Source organism: Rhodococcus sp. IC4_135, assembly GCF_011602025.1.
GTDB classification, from domain to species: Bacteria; Actinomycetota; Actinomycetes; order Mycobacteriales; family Mycobacteriaceae; genus Rhodococcus_F; species Rhodococcus_F baikonurensis.
Genome location: NZ_JAAOLG010000030.1, coordinates 1 through 18,220, shown reverse-complemented (window position 1 = coordinate 18,220; position 18,220 = coordinate 1). Strand labels below are relative to the sequence as shown.

Below are 18,220 nucleotides of genomic sequence, written 5' to 3'. Positions count from 1 at the left end.
GTGTCAGACAGCGTCGTATCTTCCGTCCGGGCCCACCTCGTCAGCAGTATCGAGGGGCCGGACCCCACCGCGGCCTCAGTGACGTTCCTCGGGGTCGAACCGCTGGACGTGCTGCGTTTCGAGTCGCCCGACGGCCTGGTTCGCTACGCCACGCTGGGGTGCTCACGTCATCCGATGGGCGACCCCAACGAACTGGTCGCAGACCCCACACGCGGTCCTCGCGCCGAGTTGGTGCTCACCCTGCGCGGTGGCACGGGTGTTGCGTCAGGTGTGGCCAGGACGCTCGCGGTGCTGGCTGCGGCGCCGTCCGTCGAAGGGGTCGTGCTGCTCGAAGACGCACTGCTGGACCTGGGCGAGCCGCTGTGGAAGGACACCGCGTTCACGGCCGTGCTTCTCGGTGAGAGCGGGATCGCCGACCTGACGCTGCCGGAGCCGTTCGATCCGGTTCGCTTCCTCGGCGTGGTCCCACTGACCGGTACCGAAGCCGCCTGGGTGCGCCTGCGCGGCGCGGAGGCACTGAGGGAAGCGTGGACCGAGGCGGGGATCGACATACGCGATCCGCACCGTTCGGCCGCCTCGCTCTAGGGTTCCGGCTGTCCCTGTGGTTCCGGCTGCCCTGGCGCTTTGTCGGTCAGATCATTCGGCGTGCACGAGTATGTCTGCCAGGTTCTCGAGACTCACCCGAACCGTCCGTGAAAATGCTTTCGTGACGATCGGGTCGGCCATCTTGCCGAATACGCCTCCAAGTCCGCTTTCGCTGTCGAGTCGGTAGGTGACCCGAGTCCCGTCACCGACTTCTTCGCAGGTCGTGGTCTGCGAGAAGCTGACCGGACTTTCGACGGACGTCGATTTCGACGATCTCGGTGGGTCGTACTCGGTGAATTCGGATGTCCACTCGAGGCGCTTGCCCAGGATTCTCGAGACACCGTGCCAACGGCTTCCCACACCCATCGGGCCGTCGGTGATCTGTGTGCACTCGACCATCGAATTCTCCCAGTTGGGCCAGTTCTCGGCGACGGCGATGTACTCCCAGACGTCCTTGGGCGGCAACGCGATCTCTACGGATTGCTCGACTGTAGGCATGGTTGCTCCTCCACTTCTCTTTGGATCTGAATTTGCTTGTCGCAAAATGGATTTCGGGAACGGAATGAAAATGCGTACCCATATCCATTGTCCGCCTGCGACGGTGGCAAGTACAGGGAGTCAGGGTGAGCGATTCACAGCCAGTTGTTGCGGCGGAAGAGAAAGAACAAGCCGACACACACCGACGCGATGAGGAACAGGATGGACTGATAGCCGTACTTGTAACCGAGTTCCGGCATGTTCTCGAAGTTCATTCCGTAGATACCGGCAACGCCGGTTGGCACGGCGGCGATAGCGACCCACGCCGAGATCTTGCGCATGTCGGTGTTCTGCTGCACCGCGATCTTCGCGAGTGCGGCATCGACCAGAGAACTCAACACCTCGTCGTATTCCGAGATTCGTTCGGCCACGATCGTGTGGTGATCTCGTACGTCGCGGAAGTATCGCCGGATCTCCTTCGGGACGAGGCCGCCCGCGGGCTGAGTGAGCTGGAGCAGTGGCAATCCGAGTGGAGTGACCGAGCGTCGTAGTTCGACGATTTCGCGTTTGAGTAGGTAGATATGCTCGACGGCAACGGTGTTCCGCGGGTTGAACACCAACTCCTCCATGCTGTCGACGTCCTGTTCGACCAGCTGAATGACGGAGAGATAGCTGTCGACGACGTGGTCGGTGATCGCGTGCAACACCGCGAACGGGCCCATGGCGAGACGCTCGGCATTCTGTTCGAGCGACTTGCGCACGCTTGCCAGTTCGGAGTGATCCCCGTGCCGGACGGTCACCACGAAGTCGGGACCGACGAACACCATGATCTCGCCGGTTTCGACGATCTCGCTCGCCGTCGCCACGGACTCGTGCGGTACGTAGACGACCGTGCGCAGCACCAGGAACATGACGTCGTCGTAGCGTTCGAGTTTCGGGCGCTCGTGTGCATGGACGGCATCCTCGACCATCAGCTCGTGGAGTCCGAAAGTTGCTGCGACATCTTGCATCTGGCCTTCGTCGGGTGCATGCATGCCCACCCAGACGAATGCGTTGTCGCGACTACGGACCTCGGCCAACGCGGCGCGGTGCGTGTACTTGCCCGGCAACCGCACGCCGTCCACGTAGACCGCGCAGTCGACGATCGCGCGGGCTGCCGGGACGGGGATCTTGGGTGCATCCGCTTGCGTCGATTTGCCGTTCGACCAATTCGGCAGTGACGGCATGGTTGGCACGCTCGCTCCTTCTCGGTCTGTAGTGCAGTGAACCTGTGATGCAGTAACGGCACTACAGCGACACCTGATCGAATTGCGCTGCCGCTGCGGCGTAATCGTACGTCAGCTTCCGGCTCGCCTACCGGAGCGCGATGAAGTTGCCGATTGCTGACACACTGGAACAGTGCGAATAGACCTTCACACCCACTCCAACGCATCGGACGGCACCGATACCCCGGCTGCCCTCATGCGCGCCGCAGCCGACGCCGGACTCGACGTCGTCGCCATCACCGATCACGACACGACTTCGGGCTGGGCCGAGGCGGCGCAGGCCTTGCCGAGCGGGGTCAGCCTGGTTCGCGGGATGGAGATGTCGTGTGAGGGGCGAGGTGAACGTGGTTGGCCGGTGGCTGTTCATCTGCTGGCATACCTTTTCGATCCGACACACCCCGAATTCGCAAAAGAACGTGAGCGACTGCGCGCCGAACGCGTCGAACGTATCCGGGTGATGACGACGATGATGGCTCGTGACGGTCTGCCCGTCGATCCCGATCAGATCCTGGCCGACGCCGGTCCGTCTGTCGGGCGCCCGCACGTCGCAGCGGCCCTGATGCGAGCGGGAGTGGTGTCGAGCATCAGCGAGGCCTTCTCCGACCTGTTGTCCAGTCGCGGGCGATACGACGTTCCCAAGTACGACACTCCGCTCGAGTACGCCGTCGAACTGGTGGCAGCAGCCGGGGGAGTGACCGTCCTTGCGCATGGACGGGCGCGTTCGCGCGGCGGATTGCTTGCGCTCGACCACATCCGTGATCTGGCCGAGCTGGGTCTCGGGGGTCTCGAAGTCGATCACCCGGACCATCGCAGCGACGATCGCGACGTCCTGCGCCGCCTGGCCGTCGACCTCGGTCTGGCAGTCACCGGATCCTCGGACTACCACGGGGAGAACAAGACGATCGGACTCGGCGACGAGCTCACGGACGAGGCGGAGTTCGACAAACTCGTCTCGGCTGCCACCGGCGTGGAGGTACTTGGGCGCTGATGCTCGACACCACGCTCTACCTCACCGTGTTCATCACGCTGTTCGTGATCATGGACCCGCCCGGAGTCATCCCGGTGTTCCTGTCACTGGTCGGCCGCAAGAGCCGTGAAGATCGCAATCGAGCGGCATGGCAGGCCCCCGCCGTCTCCCTTGCGGTCATCTCGGTCTTCGCCGTCGGCGGTCAGGCGATTCTCAACTACCTCCACATCGGTATTCCGGCATTGCAAGGCGCCGGCGGACTACTCCTGCTTCTCATCGCACTCGAACTGCTGACCGGAAAGGCCTCGAACCGTCCGCAGGGAGCCGACGACGTCAACGTCGCACTCGTTCCCTTGGGGACGCCGATGATGGCTGGTCCCGGTGCGATTGCGGCCGTCATCGTCTTTGTCGCCCAGGCCGACGGTGAAGCGGCGTCGTATCTGGCGATCGCGTTGGCGATTTTGTCCATCCACCTCGTGCTGTTCGTGGTCCTGCGCTTCTCGACGGCACTGATCCGGATACTGGGCGAGGGTGGCATCAGTCTGCTGGCGCGCATCGCCGGTCTATTGCTCGCCGCCATCGCGGTTCAACTCATTGCGGAATCAGTCCGCGGATTCGTCGCGGGAGCGTAAGAGATGACATACGACGACAGGTACGACCGGAACGACAGGTACGAGGACGACTACCAGTACCAGGATTATCAGGATTATCAGTACGAAGACGACTACGACTATCCCGCCGACAAACGGCAATGGCTGCTGGTCCGCGCTCTACGCGCCCTGAGTGGCACCGTGGCGGCCGGAATCGTGGTCTTGACACTCGTGATCATCGGTTCGGCTTATCTGGGCGGCAACCGCGGATTCCCGGGACCGGGAACAACGTCGATCGCCGCGCACATTGCGGCCTCGGTGGTTGCTTTGGCAGCGCAGATCTGGTGCGACCGCAGGCGGGGTATCGCGGCGGTTGCCGGATCGGTGGTCGTGCTCGTGGTGGCGGGGCTGTTGTTGGTGACGCAGTGGTGGGGATGACTGGGTGGGGATGACACGGTGGGGTTGACGGCTCAGGTTTGAGTGTGGTGAGGAATCCGACCGCTTGGAGGATTTGATTGTGATCCGACTCTGGTGGCAAACTGGAGTTACTTCGAGGCGGCGCCACAGCCCGGCCCCGAAGTGCAGGTTTCGTCAGAATTTCTCCCGAAACCTAGATTGCATGGATACGCCAGGGCTCACCCGCCCCACACCATGACGCTTCGGATGTATTGCGGCCCACTTTCTCGCGCACGCCGAATGCTCTTCTTCTCAGTAGTCGTTCGCGGAAGAAATGATCTCTGACCGTTGTGAACGTGGTTTCGCAGCGGTCCGAAGGATTACTTCCCAGTAACCCAGCCCCGCTTGAGGCTGGACTAATCAGGAGTGTCATCGTGTCCCTCGTGACTGAAGCCATCAACGTACCCAAGGTCGAGTTGACCGACGAAGAAATCTTTGCCGCTCACGTCGGTGGCAAGCTCTCGGTCGAGACCACAGCACCGCTCGATACGCAGCGGGCCCTCTCGATCGCCTACACGCCGGGTGTTGCTCAGGTGAGCCGCGCCATCGCTGCAGACGAAACCCTCGCCGATCGATACACGTGGACCAACCGACTCGTCGTCGTGGTCAGCGACGGCACCGCGGTTCTCGGGCTCGGCGACATCGGCCCTCGCGCATCGCTGCCCGTCATGGAGGGCAAGTCGGCACTGTTCAAGAACTTCGCCGGACTGAACTCCATTCCGCTGGTTCTCGACACCAAGGATCCCGACGAGATCGTCGAGACGCTCATCCGTCTGCGCCCGAGCTTCGGCGCGGTCAACCTCGAGGACATCTCGGCACCGCGCTGCTTCGAGATCGAGAAGCGCGTCATCGAAGCCCTCGACTGCCCCGTCATGCACGACGATCAGCACGGAACCGCCATCGTGGTCCTCGCTGCCCTCAAGGGCGCTGTCAAGGTCCAGAGCCGCGACATCACCACACTCAAGGTCGTCATCTCCGGCGCCGGCGCTGCGGGTGTTGCCTGCGCGAACATCCTGCTCGCCGCCGGAATCAGCGACGTCATCGTGCTGGACTCGAAGGGCATCATCTCGGGTGAGCGCAGCGACCTCAACGACGTGAAGGCAGAACTCGCAGCCCGCACCAATCCCCGCGACCTGCACGGTGGTGCCATCGAGGCACTCGAAGGTGCTGACGTGTTCCTGGGTGTCTCGGCGGGCAAGATCCCCGAGGAGCTCATCGCTTCGATGGCTCCCGAGTCGATCGTGTTCGCGCTTTCCAACCCGGACCCGGAGATTCACCCCGAGACCGCGTCGAAGTACGCGGCGATCGTGGCTACGGGGCGCAGTGATTTCCCGAACCAGATCAACAATGTTCTCGCCTTCCCCGGTGTGTTCAAGGGCGCGCTCGACGCCGGCGCCCGTCGCATCACCGAAGGTATGAAGCTCGCTGCCGCCGAGGCAATCCTGTCGGTGGTCGGCGACGAGTTGGCAGCGGACAAAATCGTCCCCAGCCCACTCGACCCTCGCGTGGCACCCGCAGTAGCGGAAGCCGTCGCGGCCGCAGCGCATGCTGAGGGCGTGACCAGCTAAGAGGGACTACGAAAGCCCCGATCGGAACCCGCACACAAGGTTCCGATCGGGGCTTTTTCGTGGGATTCTCGCGCTACAGACGAGCGAGGTCGGGTGTTCGACGCAGCCTGCCGGTGCCGGGAACCGATGCCCAGACCACCAGTGCCAGTAGGCCGTCCACGACGAGAGCCACCACCGCGACCAGGATTGCGCCGACGACAACTCGGTCGTACTTGTAGAGAGCGAGACCGTCGAAGATGTACCGGCCGAGACCGCCGAGGTTGACGTAGGCAGCGACCGTCGCTGTGGCAATCACCTGAAGCGTTGCGTTGCGGAGTCCGCCGAGAATCAATGGCAGCGCATTCGGTATCTCGACGCGGAAGAGTACTTGGAGTTCGGTCATACCCATCGCCCGCGCGGCCTCGACGACGCCACGGTCGACGCTGGCGATTCCGGCGTACGTGCCGGCGAGGAGTGGGGGAATGCCGAGGATCACGAGCGCGAGAATCGGCGGCATCACCCCGAGTCCCATGAGAAGAACGAGGAACGTCAGCAGGCCGAGTGTGGGCAACGACCGCAGTGCGTTGACCAGACTGACGACCACGATCTCACCGCGACGTAGATGGCCGATGAGCAATCCGATGGGCACCGCGATCACGGCCGAAAGTGCCACGGCCAGAACGCTGTACCACAGGTGCTGGAGAATGCGTGTGCCGATTCCGGTGTCGCCGCTCCAATTTCCGGGATCGACGATGAAGTCCCAGGCTCCGGTGAAGATGCTCATACGGGTTCCCCCTCGGCTGACAGGACGGCGGGAACCTTCGACGAGTTCGAGGTCGAGGTCCTGGTCCACGGGGTCAGGAATCGGCCGATCAGATACAGGATCAGATCGAGCGCCAGTGCCAGCACGACGATCGCGATGATGCCGGCAACGATCTGGTCCGGGTAGTCGCGGTCGTAGCCCTGTTTGAACAGAACTCCCAGCCCGCCGATTCCGATCAGTGATCCGACCGACACCAGCGAAATATTGGTAACGGCAATAACTCTGATGTTCGCGATCATGACCGGCAGCGCCAACGGCAACTCGACCGTCAGGGCGCGTCGTAGTGGCGTGAATCCGACGGCGGTGGAGGCGTCGATGACGTTGTCCGGCACCGAGTCGAGTGCTTCGGGCACAGCCCGGATGAGCAGTGCCGTCGCATACACACTGAGTGCGATCACCACGTTGAGCGGATCAAGGGTCTTGAGGCCGAACAACTGAGGAATCGTGACGAACAGCGCGAGCGACGGAATCGTGAACGCGATGCTCGCCAGGGTCAACGTGATTCGGCGCAGCCACCTGACGTTGCGGATCGCCGTACCGACCGGAACGGCAATCAGGAGACCGATCAGCAAGGGGAGCAGCGCCAGATACAGATGGGTCTTCGAGTAATCCACGACCGTCGAGAAATTGTCGATGAGCCAGCGCATGCCGCTACGCCCCGAATCCCTCGGTGAAGGCGACTCGGTTGCGTTCCTCGTCCTCGCGTCGACGCTGATCTGCCAATTTCGCCACGACTTCGGAACCGAGGATCCCGCCGATCACCGCGCCCTCTGCGTCGACGGCAACACCGATACCGGAAGGGGAAGAGATTGCCGCATCGAGTGCTTGGCGGAGATCGCCGCCGGGGGAGAACAACGAACCTCCGGCCGACGTCGACTGCGCAAGAGTGCGTCCCGAGCGCAGACCTTCGACGCCGGTCACGTCGATCCATCCCTGTGGACTTCCGTTGTCCGTGACCACGAGAACCCACTCGCCCAATTCGAGACGCAGAGCCTTCAATTCGTTCTCGACGGCCGTACGGACCGGGTGAAGCGGAACCTCGTCGGCAGCACGGAACGACAATCCCCGATAGCCGCGATCGCGTCCGACGAATCCGGCGACAAAATCCGTTGCCGGTGCGGCCAACACGTCGCGAGGCGCCGCCACCTGCTGAAGCCGTCCGCCGGGACCGAAGACGGCAATGTGATCACCGAGTTTGACTGCCTCGTCGATGTCGTGGGTGACAAAGACGATCGTCTTCTTCAGTTCGCTTTGCAGACGGAGCATTTCGGTCTGCAAATCCTCACGCACCACGGGATCGACGGCGCTGAAGGGCTCGTCCATCAACAGGATCGGCGGATCGGCTGCCAGCGCACGGGCTACTCCCACCCGTTGCTGTTGCCCACCCGAGAGTTGCCCGGGATAGCGAGTGGCAAGTGAAATGTCCAGACCGACTCGTTCGAGAACACCCAACGCGGCTTTACGTGCGGCGCGGCGGGACTCACCACGCAGCACCGGAACCGTTGCGACGTTGTCGATCACGGTGCGGTGGGGAAGTAGGCCGGCATTCTGAATGACGTACCCGATGCCGAGACGCAGCTTCACCGCGTCGGTCTGGGCGATGTCACGACCGTCGACGAAGATCTTGCCCGACGTCGGTGTGATCATCCGGTTGATCATGCGCATCGACGTCGTCTTGCCGCACCCGGACGGCCCCACGAACACCGTGAACGACTCGGCCTCGATGGTGAGATCGAGACGGTCGACGGCGGTGGTGCCGTCCGGGTACTGCTTGGTGACACCCTCGAAGGTGATCACGTGACTACGAGACCGGCTTGTCGAGGCCCTGCGCCGTCACCCACGCCTTGGCCGCCGCTGCCGGCTCCGTCTTGGTGTCGCCGGACACCTGGACGTTGAGAGCCAACAATTCTTCGGTGGTGAGCTTGGCGGACACCGCATCGAGGACCGTCTTCAGCTTGTCGGAAGACTTCGAGGCACGCAGCACCGGCACCACGTTCTGAGCCGGGAAATTGTTCTTCGGGTCTTCGAGAACCACGAAGTTGTTCGCCGGGATGGAGGCCGACGTCGTGAAGATGTTTGCTGCGGTGATGTCACCGGACGAGAGCGCCTTCACGGTTGCCGGTCCACCGCCGTCGGCGATCGGAACGAAGTTGGCAGCCGAGATGTCGAGCCCGTAATTGGACTTCAAACCGGGCAATCCGGCTGGACGTTCCTGGAACTCGGCCGGAGCACCGAACTTGACTTCGGCGGAATGCGGAGCCAGATCGGCAATCGTCTTCAGGTTCCACTTGTCGGCGGTTTCTTTCGTGACGACGACGGCGTCCTTGTCCTCGGCGGATGCAGGCGTCGCAATTGCCAATTCCGACCCGAGAGCTGCGGGAAGGGCGGCGAGGACGTCAGCGGAGCTGGTGGCCGTGCTGTCGGGATCCAAGTACTGCAGGAGATTTCCCGTGTAATCCGGAATTACGCTGATCGACCCGTCCTTGAGCGCCGGAATGTACGCCTCACGGCTGCCGACGTTGAACGACGTGGAGACATCGAACCCGTTGACACGCAGTGCTTCGGCGTAGATGTTGGCGATCGTCTCGGATTCGGTGAAGTTGGCGGAGCCGACGACGACCGCGTTGGGATCGCTGTTGGAGTCACCGTCACTGCTACCGCACGCTGTCAGTGCAGTGAGAGAGACGACAGTTGCCGCGGCTACGAGCCAACGGTTGGAACGAAATCGTGAGGTGCGCATGAGCGTCCTTCCGGTTTTTCGGGCGTCCCGTGTTTCGGGCGTCGGTGACCATCCCTTGTGGCGAAGCCACCTGGGTGACTTCGACGGCGCCGCCACCGAGTGGCAGCGTCAGGACTGGTTACCGCGCATCGCCCGACAAGTGTAACGATAGGTACCGACATGGCACGGTTTTCGATCCATGGGATTGGATGTGAGGATTTCGGTGAAGAGCACACGCACGAAGTATTCGACTGTTGTTGCAGCACTGATGGTCCTGCCGATTCTCAGCGGATGCGCAAACGGTGATTCGGTGGTAGAGGGCGCCGGAGCGGAGTCTCGCGAGCAGATCGTGGTGGCTGCTGACGCATCAGTGGAGAGTTCGGTGTTGGCCGAAGTGTATTCGACGGTGCTCTCCTCGTCCGGTCTGTCGGCTCGCGTCGAATCGGTGGGTGGTGGCCGAAACCAATCACTCGAGGCTCTGGACGCAGCGCGAGTCACGCTGGTACCCGAGTTCACCGGTGCGCTGCTCGATCACTACGACCCGTCATCCCCGGCCCGCAAGGCCGACGACGTCTTCGAAGCCTTGAGTCGCTCTCTGCCGGAGGGTCTTTCGGTCTCCGACTATGCGATGGCCGAAGACCGTGCGGTCGTTGCACTCGACACCGCATACGCACAGTCGTTGGGAGCGAAGACGATAGAGGCCTTTGCCCCTTCGTGTGCCGCGGCAACGCCCCTCGTCTCCGCGAGATTCGTCGAGGACGGGGCAGTGGAACAGTTGGCCGAGGGTGCCGAGTGTGTCTTCGCCGGGGTCGATCTGGTAACTCCGGTCGACGTGCCCGGTGCACAAGTATTCGGAACCACGACGCTGTCAGCACTGGCACAATCCGATGCCGTCACAGTGCTCGCTGATTCGAATCACGTTCTGGCTGCGCAGAACGTCGTTCCGCTTTTCCGAACGGGTGCACTGGGAGATTCGGCTGTCAAGGCGCTCAGCGTCGTCGCCGGTGAACTGTCCACCACCGACCTCGCCACGATGATCGAGCAGGTGCGGGCCGGCAACGCGTCAGCCTCGGAGGTCGCCCGCACCTGGTGGGACACCCGTCAGTGACATAGACGGAGTCGGCCACCCGTCAGTGAGCGCTCGATCCCACCGCTGAACTCGAATCATCCTTGGCGCGAATCAGTTTCGAGGCGATGAAATGGCCGAGGTCGGCAACGGCGTCTGCTGCTTCCTTGACCAGTGACGCCTGGGCGTGAGCCACGTGCCACAGTCGTGCGTACTCGACCAGGGACACGTCGACGCCGGCAGCGGCGAGTTTGTCGGTGAAGGTCATGATCTGCGGGTAGAGAACTTCCTCCGACCCGACGTGAATCCTGGTGGGTGGCAACCCGTCGAGCTTGCCGTGCATCGGTGCGTAGCCGGGATCGGTGCGATCGCCGCCGGCAAGGTAAGCGTCGGCGGCATCGAAGGACCACGCGGTGTTGACGACGAGGTCGGCCTTTTTGGTGGCACCCCGATCGCCCGGATCGACCCACGGCGAGATCAACGCAAGCGCGCCGGGGGTCACGCCGTGGCGCTCGATCAGACGCAGGGCGGTCGCGGCGGCCAAACCGCCACCGGCCGAATCGCCGGCGATGGCAACGCGGTCCTCCGAATAGTCGAACTCGGTGACCAACTGCATGAAAGCAGAGACCGCGTCGTCGAGCGCGGCGGGATACGGGTTCTCCGGCGCAAGTCGGTAGTCCAGCGTGAAGACCGCACTGGACGACTCACGTGCGAGATGCGCTGCGAGAGAACGGTGTGTGGCCAGCGAACCCAGCGTGTATGCCCCGCCGTGCAGGTAGAGAACTGCAGTGGGTCGCTCGGTTGCGCCGACGGTGATCTTCTCCGCCGGTCGGCAAGCCAGCTCCAGCGGGCGCACGACGGCGCCCGCTGGGACCTGCTGTAGTGGTGCCCCGGCCTCGAGCAGCAGACGTTGAATCCGATACGGCAGTCTCGAGTTGAAAGCCAGACGGAAGTACGGCTTCAACAAGAACGCGACCACGGGCAGCGGAAGGGTGAACGTGCTCACCGGCAGGGCTCCTGACTTTGTATACGAACTGCGCTGTAAACGAACTCAGCTGGACTTGGGCATCATTCGACCGGCGACGATCGCGACGATGCGCTGGTAGCCCGATCCTACGAGGCGAACCCAGGCATCGAGTGCGATTGCGTCCATCCCGATGAGAACTCGCGGCTTGCTCTTGCGAACACCGTTGACGATCGTCTTGGCCGCGTCCTCCGGAGTGGTGCGCGCGAGCTTGCGGTCGAAGAACTCGGAGAAGACGGCAAGATCTTCGCCCGGTCCTGCGGTGGCGTTGCGTGCGATGGCCGTCTTGATTCCGCCCGGGTGCACACAGGTCACCTTCACCGGATGCTTGGCGATCAGCATTTCCTGGCGAAGCGACTCGGTGAAGCCGCGAACGGCGAACTTGGCCGAGTTGTACGCGCTCTGACCGGGCATCGACAGCAGGCCGAAGAGGCTCGACACGTTCACGATGTGCCCGTCGCCGGAGGCGATGACGTGGGGGAGGAATGCCTTGGTGCCGTTGACAACTCCCCAGAAGTCGACGTCCATGACGCGTTCGAAGTCCTTGAACTCGGACTTCTCGAAGGTGCCGTGGTACGCGATTCCGGCGTTGTTGTAGATCTGGTTGACCTTGCCGAAATGGGCGACGACTGCGTCGGCGTACTCGAGAACCGCTTCGCGTTGGGTGACGTCGAGATGGTCCGACTTCACCTCGGCGCCGATGGCTTCCACCAGACGCGTTGTCTCGGCCAGACCGACGGTGTCCACGTCGGAGATCGCCAACTTGGCGCCCTGGCCGGCCAGGTTCAGTGCGAGAGCGCGACCGATGCCCGATCCTGCTCCGGTGATGACTACGACCTTGCCTGCAAAATCACTCATTGTGCTACTGCCTTCTCGTCGTCGAGGTCGATCTGTGAAGTGGTCGCGGTGCCGACGGCGCCGAGATCCGAGGTGGCGACGCTGCGGTATGCCGCGAGGTCGAAATGCTTGGTGGCATTGCGGAACTGGAAGGTGAAACCCGGCCACAGGGTGGTGTTGTTTCCGTGCTTGTCCATGTACCAGCTGGCGCAACCGCCGTTGTTCCAGACGCTCTTGGACATAGCTGCCTGCAGGTCCTTGTTGTACTTGTCCTGCTTGTCCTTGCGCACCTCGATGGTGCCGATGTCGTACTTGTCGATGGTGGCGATCGCGTCGACCAGGTAATTGATCTGCGACTCGATCATGAAGACCATCGACGAATGTCCGAGGCCGGTGTTGGGTCCGACGAGGAAGAACATGTTGGGGAAGTTGGCAACTGCCGCGCCCTTGTACCCCTGCATGCCGGTCACTTCGAAGACCTCGGCGAGCGAGCGCCCGTCCTTGCCGAAGATTCCCGCGAAGGTGGGGGAGTCGGTGACGTGGAAACCGGTCGCCACGACGATGGCATCGATCTCACGCGTGGTGCCGGTCTTCGAGACGATCCCGTTGGCGGTGACCTCCTCGATGCCTTCGGTCACCAGATCGACATTGTCCTGGGCGAGAGTGGGGAAGTAGTTGTTCGAGATCAGCATGCGCTTGCAGCCGATCTGGAAGTTGGGCATGACCTTCTTGCGAAGATCCTTGTCCTTGATCTGAGCCTTCAGGTGACGCTCGGCGGCGAACTGCAGCGGCTTCATGAACACCGGCGCCTTGGCCAGGCCTACGACCTGCGTCTCTCGCATCCAGTAGATGCCGGTACGGCACAGTTTCTGGAAGCCGGGAAGGTACTTGAACGCGAGGTGCTCGATCTTGGTGTACTCGCGGTCTGCGCGGGGCAGGATCCACGGCGCCGTGCGCTGGTACACGTCGAGATGCGAGACCTTCTTGCCGATGGCCGGCACGATCTGGATGGCGGAGGCGCCGGTTCCGATGACGGCCACGCGCTTGCCGGTCAGATCCGCGTCGTGGTTCCAGCGCGAGGAGTGGAAGATCTCGCCCTTGAATCCGTCGATGCCCTTGATGTCCGGAAGTGAAGGCTCACACAGTGCGCCGACGGCCGAGACGACGATCTTTGCGACGAATTCACCCTTGTTGGTGCTGATGTGCCACCGAGCAGACGCCTCGTCCCACCGGGCGGAGAGAACGTCGCAGTCGAAGATGTGCTTGTCGAGCACCTTGTGGCGGTTGGCCACCGACTGGATGTACTTGTAGATCTCGGGCTGAGTGGAGAAGGAGCGCGTCCACTCCGGATTGAGTGCGAAAGAGTACGAGTACAAATGCGACGGCACGTCACACGCGGCGCCCGGGTAGCTGTTGTCACGCCAGGTTCCGCCGACGTCGTTGCCGCGCTCGAGAACGACGTAGTCGGTGATGCCGGCCTGTGCCAGTTTGATCGCCGCACCGAGACCGGCGAAACCACTGCCGATGATCAGTGTGCCGACGTGGCGAGTATCCGCGGCAGGTGCTGAGGTATCTGTAACTGGAAGACTCATGTAGGGAACGATATGCCTTTATTGAGTCACGGTCAATAGCTTATTGACGAATATTCAGTAGTCTATTGGCATGGACGCAGTGAAGCGAACGCGACTCGACCCTGCGCAACGCCGAGCGCAACTCATCGACCTCGGCGCGCGCATGCTGGCCGAACGGCCGCTCGAACAGATTTCCGTCGAGGACATCGCCGATCAGGCCGGTGTCTCGCGGGGGCTTCTGTTCCACTACTTCGCGTCGAAAAGCGAGTTCCACCTGGCCATCGTCCGGCACAGCAGTGAACAGATGCTCCAACGCACCGAACCGAGTGAATCGGACGACCCGATGCTCACCCTCCGCTCGGTGCTGGCGTCGTACGTCGACTACGTGACCGAGAACCGCAATACTTACGTCTCACTGCTCCGAGGGACCGCCAGTGGAGATCCGCAGATGCGTGAGGTGTTCGAGCAGACCCGCGACATCATGGCCAAGAGAACCCTCGATCAGCTCCCGAAGATCGGCCTGACTCGAACGCCTCAGGTGGAGCTGGCCGTTCGCGGTTGGATCGCGTTCGTCGAGGAAGCCACCATCAGTTGGCTCCGTGCGCCGGCCATCACCCGCGAGGAACTGATCGACCTGACGGTTCAGTCGTTGCCTGCGTTGGCGCTGGCTGCCGTCGGCTTCGACGCCGGGCCGGATCTGGGTCTGCTGCAATCGAATTGACGTGAACGCAGAAAGGCCGGGCCCCACACTCCTTGCGGAATGTGGGGCCCGGCCTCGAGGAACGCCACTGATCAATTGGTCGGCAGGAACGCCACTGCTCAGTTGGTCGGCAGGAACGCCTCGTCCAGAATCTCCTGCTGCTCCACCGCGTGCACCTTGCTCGATCCCGAAGAGGGAGCGGACATCGGACGACGCGAGATGCGCTTGATGCCGGTCAAGGTCTCCGGCAGAAGCTCCGGCAGTGCCAGTCCGAGGAACGGCCACGCGCCCTGGTTGGCGGGCTCTTCCTGGACCCAACGGAACTGATCCGCATTCGGGTAACGGTCCAGGGTCTCCTTGAGGCGACGCTTCGGCACCGGGTAGAGCTGCTCCATGCGCACGATGGCGATGTCGTCACGCTCGTCCTTGTGCTTCTTCGCCAGGAGCTCCCAGTACAGCTTGCCGCTGACCAGCAGAACCCGCTTGACCGATTCGCGAGCGCTTTCGCCGCTCTCGTATGCCGGCTCCTCGAAGACCGAACGGAACTTGCCCGTCGTGAAGTCCTCGACGTTGCTGACTGCAGCCTTGTTACGCAGCATCGACTTGGGCGTGAAGACCACCAGCGGACGGCGGATGCCGTCGAGGTGATGGCGACGCAGCAAGTGGAAGTAGCTTGCCGGGGTGGACGGAACCGCAACGGTCATCGAGCCTTCGGCGCACAGCTGAAGGAAACGCTCGATGCGACCGGAGGTGTGGTCCGGACCCTGACCCTCGTGACCGTGCGGCAGGAGCAGCACGACGTCGGAGAGCTGACCCCACTTGGCCTCGCCCGAAGAGATGAACTCGTCGATGATGGTCTGCGCGCCGTTGACGAAGTCACCGAACTGCGCTTCCCACAGGACCAGAGCGTCGGGGTTACCGACCGAGTAGCCGTACTCGAAGCCCAGACCCGCGTACTCGGTGAGTGCGGAGTCGTAGACCATGAACTTGCCGCCGTTTTCGGCGTCGGCTGCGATCTTGGCGATCGGGCTGTACTCGTTGCCGGTCTTGCGGTCGATGAGAACCGAGTGACGCTGGGTGAACGTTCCGCGCTTGGAGTCCTGACCCGCGAGGCGGATCAAGGCACCCTGCTCGGCCAGCGAACCGAAAGCGAGCAACTCGGCGAACGCCCAGTCGACATGCCCGTCACGAGCCATCTCACGACGCTTCTCGGCAACCGGCTTGACGCGCGGGTGCACGGTGAAACCGTCGGGGACGTTGACGAACGCATCACCGATGCGCTCGAGAACCTCGGGAGCCACAGCCGTGGTCAGGCGAGCCGGGGGAGTCTGGTCGAGTTCGACGGACTCGGACGGTTCGGGCTGGAACTTCTCGAGTTCACGGACCTCGTTGAAGACCCGCTCGAGCTGCCCCTGGTAGTCGCGAAGTGCGTCTTCGGCTTCCTTGAGCGAGATGTCACCGCGACCGATGAGGGACTCGGTGTAGCTCTTACGAACGCTGCGCTTGGTGTCGATGACGTCGTACATGGCCGGCTGGGTCATCGAAGGGTCGTCGCCCTCGTTGTGACCGCGACGGCGGTAGCAGATGAGGTCGATGACAACGTCCTTGCCGAACTTCTCACGGAAGTCGACGGCCAGTTGAGCAACCCAGACGCACGCCTCGGGGTCGTCGCCGTTGACGTGGAAGACCGGTGCGGCGATCATCTTCGCGACGTCGGTGCAGTACTCGGACGAGCGTGAATGTTCCGGAGCGGTGGTGAAGCCGACCTGGTTGTTCACGACGATGTGCACGGTGCCACCGGTGCGGTAACCGCGAAGCAGCGAGAGGTTGAGCGTCTCGGCGACAACACCCTGACCGGCGAATGCAGCGTCACCGTGCAGCATGAGCGGCAGGACGGTGAAGCCTTCTTCACCCTTGTCGAGGATGTCCTGCTTGGCGCGAACCAGGCCTTCGAGAACCGGGTCGACGGCCTCGAGATGCGACGGGTTGGCGGTCAGCGATACAGCGATGTCGTTGTCACCGAACATCTGGATGTACGTGCCGCTGGCACCCAAGTGGTACTTCACGTCACCGGAGCCGTGAGCGGCCGCCGGGTTCATGTTGCCCTCGAACTCCGTGAAGATCTTGGAGTAGGGCTTGCCGACGATGTTGGCCAGCACGTTGAGTCGACCACGGTGCGGCATGCCGATGACGACCTCGTCGAGCTGGTGCTCGGCGGCCTGGTCGATCACGGCGTCCATCATCGGGATGACGGCTTCGGCGCCCTCGAGCGAGAAGCGCTTCTGGCCGACGTACTTGGTCTGCAGGAACGTCTCGAAAGCCTCGGCGGCGTTGAGCTTGCTCAGGATGTACTTCTGCTGAGCGACCGAAGGCTTGGCGTGATGGCCCTCCACGCGGTCCTGGATCCACTGACGCTGATCCGTCTCGAGGATGTGCGTGTACTCGACACCGACGTGGCGGCAGTACGCGTCGCGCAGCACGCTCAACACGTCGCGCAGCTTCATCTTCTCTTGGCCGTGGAAGCCGCCGACCTTGAACTCGCGGTCCAGATCCCACAGCGTCAGGCCGTGGCTGATGACGTCGAGGTCGGGGTGGCTGTGGAACTTGTCCTTGACGAACTGCAACGGGTCCGTGTCGGCCATGAGGTGGCCGCGGTCGCGGTAGGCAGCGATCAGTTCGAGAACGCGGGTGTTCTTGTCGACGGCGCCTTCCGGCACGTCCTTGCGCCAACGCACCGGCTCGTACGGGTTGCCGAGCGCGTGGAAGATCTCGTCGTAGAACTCGTCACTGATCAGCAGGTTGTGGATCGTGCGCAGGAAATCGCCCGACTCGGCACCCTGGATGATGCGGTGGTCGTAGGTCGAGGTGAGGGTCATCAGCTTGCCGACGCCCATCTCGGCCAGCTTCTCGTCGCTGGCGCCCTGGAACTCGGCGGGGTATTCCATCGCGCCGGCACCGATGATGGCGCCCTGGCCCTTCATCAGGCGCGGAACGGAGTGAACCGTACCGATGCCGCCCGGGTTGGTCAGCGAGATGGTGACGCCGGTGAAGTCTTCACCGGTGAGCTTGCCCTCACGAGCGCGGCGGACGATGTCCTCGTATGCCGCGTGGAACTGGACGAAGTTCATCGACTCGGTGTTCCGGATGGCGGCAACCACCAGTGAGCGGTTGCCGTCCTTACCGGGAAGGTCGATCGCGAGTCCGAGATTGGTGTGCTCGGGTGTGACCGCGTTCGGCTTGCCGTCGATTTCGGCGAAGTGCCGGTTCATGTTGGGGAACGCGTTGACCGCTTGGACGATCGCGTAACCCAGGAGATGGGTGAACGAGATCTTACCGCCGCGAGTACGTGCGAGGTGGTTGTTGATGACGATGCGGTTGTCGAACATCAGCTTCGCGGGGATGGCACGCACGCTGGTTGCCGTCGGGATCTCGAGCGAGAGCGACATGTTCTTGACGACCGCGGCTGCGGCGCCGCGCAGAACCTTGGTTTCCTCAGCTCCGCCGGCGGGGGCGGGCTTTGCGGGAGCGGCCGCGGGCTTTGTTGCTGCGGGCTTGGCCGGGGCGGCCTTCGCGGCGGGCGCTGCCGTCTTCGC

At 62.9% G+C, this 18,220-nt stretch carries 18 protein-coding genes; 8 read left to right on the top strand and 10 right to left on the bottom strand.

Features of this window, described 5'->3' with window-relative positions; translation table 11 throughout:
• Nucleotides 1–585, top strand: a complete 585-nt coding sequence (locus G8767_RS29705) for a suppressor of fused domain protein (RefSeq protein ID WP_095972896.1) — start codon at nt 1–3, stop codon at nt 583–585.
• Nucleotides 586–636: 51 nt separating this feature from the next.
• On the opposite strand, the gene G8767_RS29700 is transcribed toward G8767_RS29705, so the two are convergent.
• The gene (locus G8767_RS29700) at nt 637–1,083 is read right to left on the bottom strand and encodes an SRPBCC family protein (RefSeq protein ID WP_054187353.1); all 447 of its coding nucleotides are present in this window, start codon (nt 1,081–1,083) and stop codon (nt 637–639) included.
• Between the two features lie 134 nt (nt 1,084–1,217).
• A complete protein-coding gene (locus G8767_RS29695; RefSeq protein ID WP_124569929.1) occupies nt 1,218–2,288 on the bottom strand; it encodes a magnesium and cobalt transport protein CorA in 1,071 nt (356 codons plus the stop codon).
• Between the two features lie 172 nt (nt 2,289–2,460).
• On the opposite strand from G8767_RS29695, the gene G8767_RS29690 reads away from it, so the two are divergent.
• From G8767_RS29690 to G8767_RS29675, 4 genes are all read left to right on the top strand, one after another.
• Nucleotides 2,461–3,315: a PHP domain-containing protein gene (locus tag G8767_RS29690; RefSeq protein ID WP_095972893.1), complete on the top strand. Its 855-nt coding sequence runs from the start codon at nt 2,461–2,463 to the stop codon at nt 3,313–3,315.
• On the top strand, nt 3,315–3,926 hold the full coding sequence (locus tag G8767_RS29685; RefSeq protein ID WP_124569912.1) for a MarC family protein: 612 nt from the start codon (nt 3,315–3,317) through the stop codon (nt 3,924–3,926). The genes G8767_RS29690 and G8767_RS29685 overlap by 1 nt, the downstream gene beginning before the upstream one ends.
• Before the next feature lie 3 nt (nt 3,927–3,929).
• Complete coding sequence (locus G8767_RS29680) at nt 3,930–4,322, top strand: hypothetical protein (protein WP_166813453.1); 393 nt, start codon at nt 3,930–3,932, stop codon at nt 4,320–4,322.
• Nucleotides 4,323–4,714: 392 nt separating this feature from the next.
• Nucleotides 4,715–5,908: an NADP-dependent malic enzyme gene (locus G8767_RS29675; RefSeq protein ID WP_003945072.1), complete on the top strand. Its 1,194-nt coding sequence runs from the start codon at nt 4,715–4,717 to the stop codon at nt 5,906–5,908.
• Between the two features lie 73 nt (nt 5,909–5,981).
• Here G8767_RS29675 and G8767_RS29670 read toward each other — a convergent pair whose 3' ends face one another.
• From G8767_RS29670 to G8767_RS29655, 4 genes are read right to left on the bottom strand one after another with little or no spacing between them, the layout of a single operon-like run.
• On the bottom strand, nt 5,982–6,671 hold the full coding sequence (locus G8767_RS29670) for an ABC transporter permease (protein WP_095972891.1): 690 nt from the start codon (nt 6,669–6,671) through the stop codon (nt 5,982–5,984).
• Nucleotides 6,668–7,357, bottom strand: a complete 690-nt coding sequence (locus G8767_RS29665) for an ABC transporter permease subunit (protein ID WP_095972890.1) — start codon at nt 7,355–7,357, stop codon at nt 6,668–6,670. Before G8767_RS29665 ends, G8767_RS29670 begins: the two co-directional genes overlap by 4 nt.
• Nucleotides 7,358–7,361: 4 nt before the next feature.
• Entirely contained in the window at nt 7,362–8,507 is a 1,146-nt protein-coding gene (locus tag G8767_RS29660; RefSeq protein ID WP_124569910.1) for an ATP-binding cassette domain-containing protein, read from the bottom strand.
• Nucleotides 8,508–8,511: 4 nt separating this feature from the next.
• The gene (locus tag G8767_RS29655; protein WP_019749336.1) at nt 8,512–9,450 is read right to left on the bottom strand and encodes an ABC transporter substrate-binding protein; all 939 of its coding nucleotides are present in this window, start codon (nt 9,448–9,450) and stop codon (nt 8,512–8,514) included.
• Here G8767_RS29655 and G8767_RS29650 point away from each other — a divergent pair.
• Nucleotides 9,449–9,595 (top strand): hypothetical protein, encoded by a 147-nt coding sequence (locus G8767_RS29650; protein WP_166813451.1) that lies wholly within the window; start codon nt 9,449–9,451, stop codon nt 9,593–9,595. The genes G8767_RS29655 and G8767_RS29650 overlap by 2 nt on opposite strands.
• 57 nt (nt 9,596–9,652) lie before the next feature.
• Nucleotides 9,653–10,537 (top strand): ABC transporter substrate-binding protein, encoded by an 885-nt coding sequence (locus G8767_RS29645; protein WP_124569908.1) that lies wholly within the window; start codon nt 9,653–9,655, stop codon nt 10,535–10,537.
• A gap of 22 nt (nt 10,538–10,559) precedes the next feature.
• Here G8767_RS29645 and G8767_RS29640 read toward each other — a convergent pair whose 3' ends face one another.
• Genes G8767_RS29640 through G8767_RS29630 form a run of 3 tightly spaced genes read right to left on the bottom strand, consistent with a single transcriptional unit; the run spans nt 10,560 to nt 13,948 of the window.
• Nucleotides 10,560–11,501 (bottom strand): alpha/beta hydrolase fold domain-containing protein, encoded by a 942-nt coding sequence (locus tag G8767_RS29640; RefSeq protein WP_095972888.1) that lies wholly within the window; start codon nt 11,499–11,501, stop codon nt 10,560–10,562.
• 45 nt (nt 11,502–11,546) lie between these two features.
• Nucleotides 11,547–12,377 carry an SDR family NAD(P)-dependent oxidoreductase gene (locus G8767_RS29635; protein WP_095972887.1) on the bottom strand — a complete coding sequence of 277 codons (831 nt, stop codon included), beginning with the start codon at nt 12,375–12,377 and terminating at the stop codon, nt 11,547–11,549.
• Nucleotides 12,374–13,948 carry an NAD(P)/FAD-dependent oxidoreductase gene (locus G8767_RS29630; RefSeq protein WP_166813449.1) on the bottom strand — a complete coding sequence of 525 codons (1,575 nt, stop codon included), beginning with the start codon at nt 13,946–13,948 and terminating at the stop codon, nt 12,374–12,376. Before G8767_RS29630 ends, G8767_RS29635 begins: the two co-directional genes overlap by 4 nt.
• A gap of 70 nt (nt 13,949–14,018) precedes the next feature.
• Here G8767_RS29630 and G8767_RS29625 point away from each other — a divergent pair, with 70 nt between their 5' ends.
• Nucleotides 14,019–14,648 carry a TetR/AcrR family transcriptional regulator gene (locus tag G8767_RS29625; protein WP_007736130.1) on the top strand — a complete coding sequence of 210 codons (630 nt, stop codon included), beginning with the start codon at nt 14,019–14,021 and terminating at the stop codon, nt 14,646–14,648.
• Between the two features lie 98 nt (nt 14,649–14,746).
• Here the strand turns inward: G8767_RS29625 and G8767_RS29620 are convergent.
• On the bottom strand, nt 14,747–18,220 hold a 3,474-nt coding region (locus G8767_RS29620), incomplete at its 5' end, for a multifunctional oxoglutarate decarboxylase/oxoglutarate dehydrogenase thiamine pyrophosphate-binding subunit/dihydrolipoyllysine-residue succinyltransferase subunit (protein WP_166813447.1).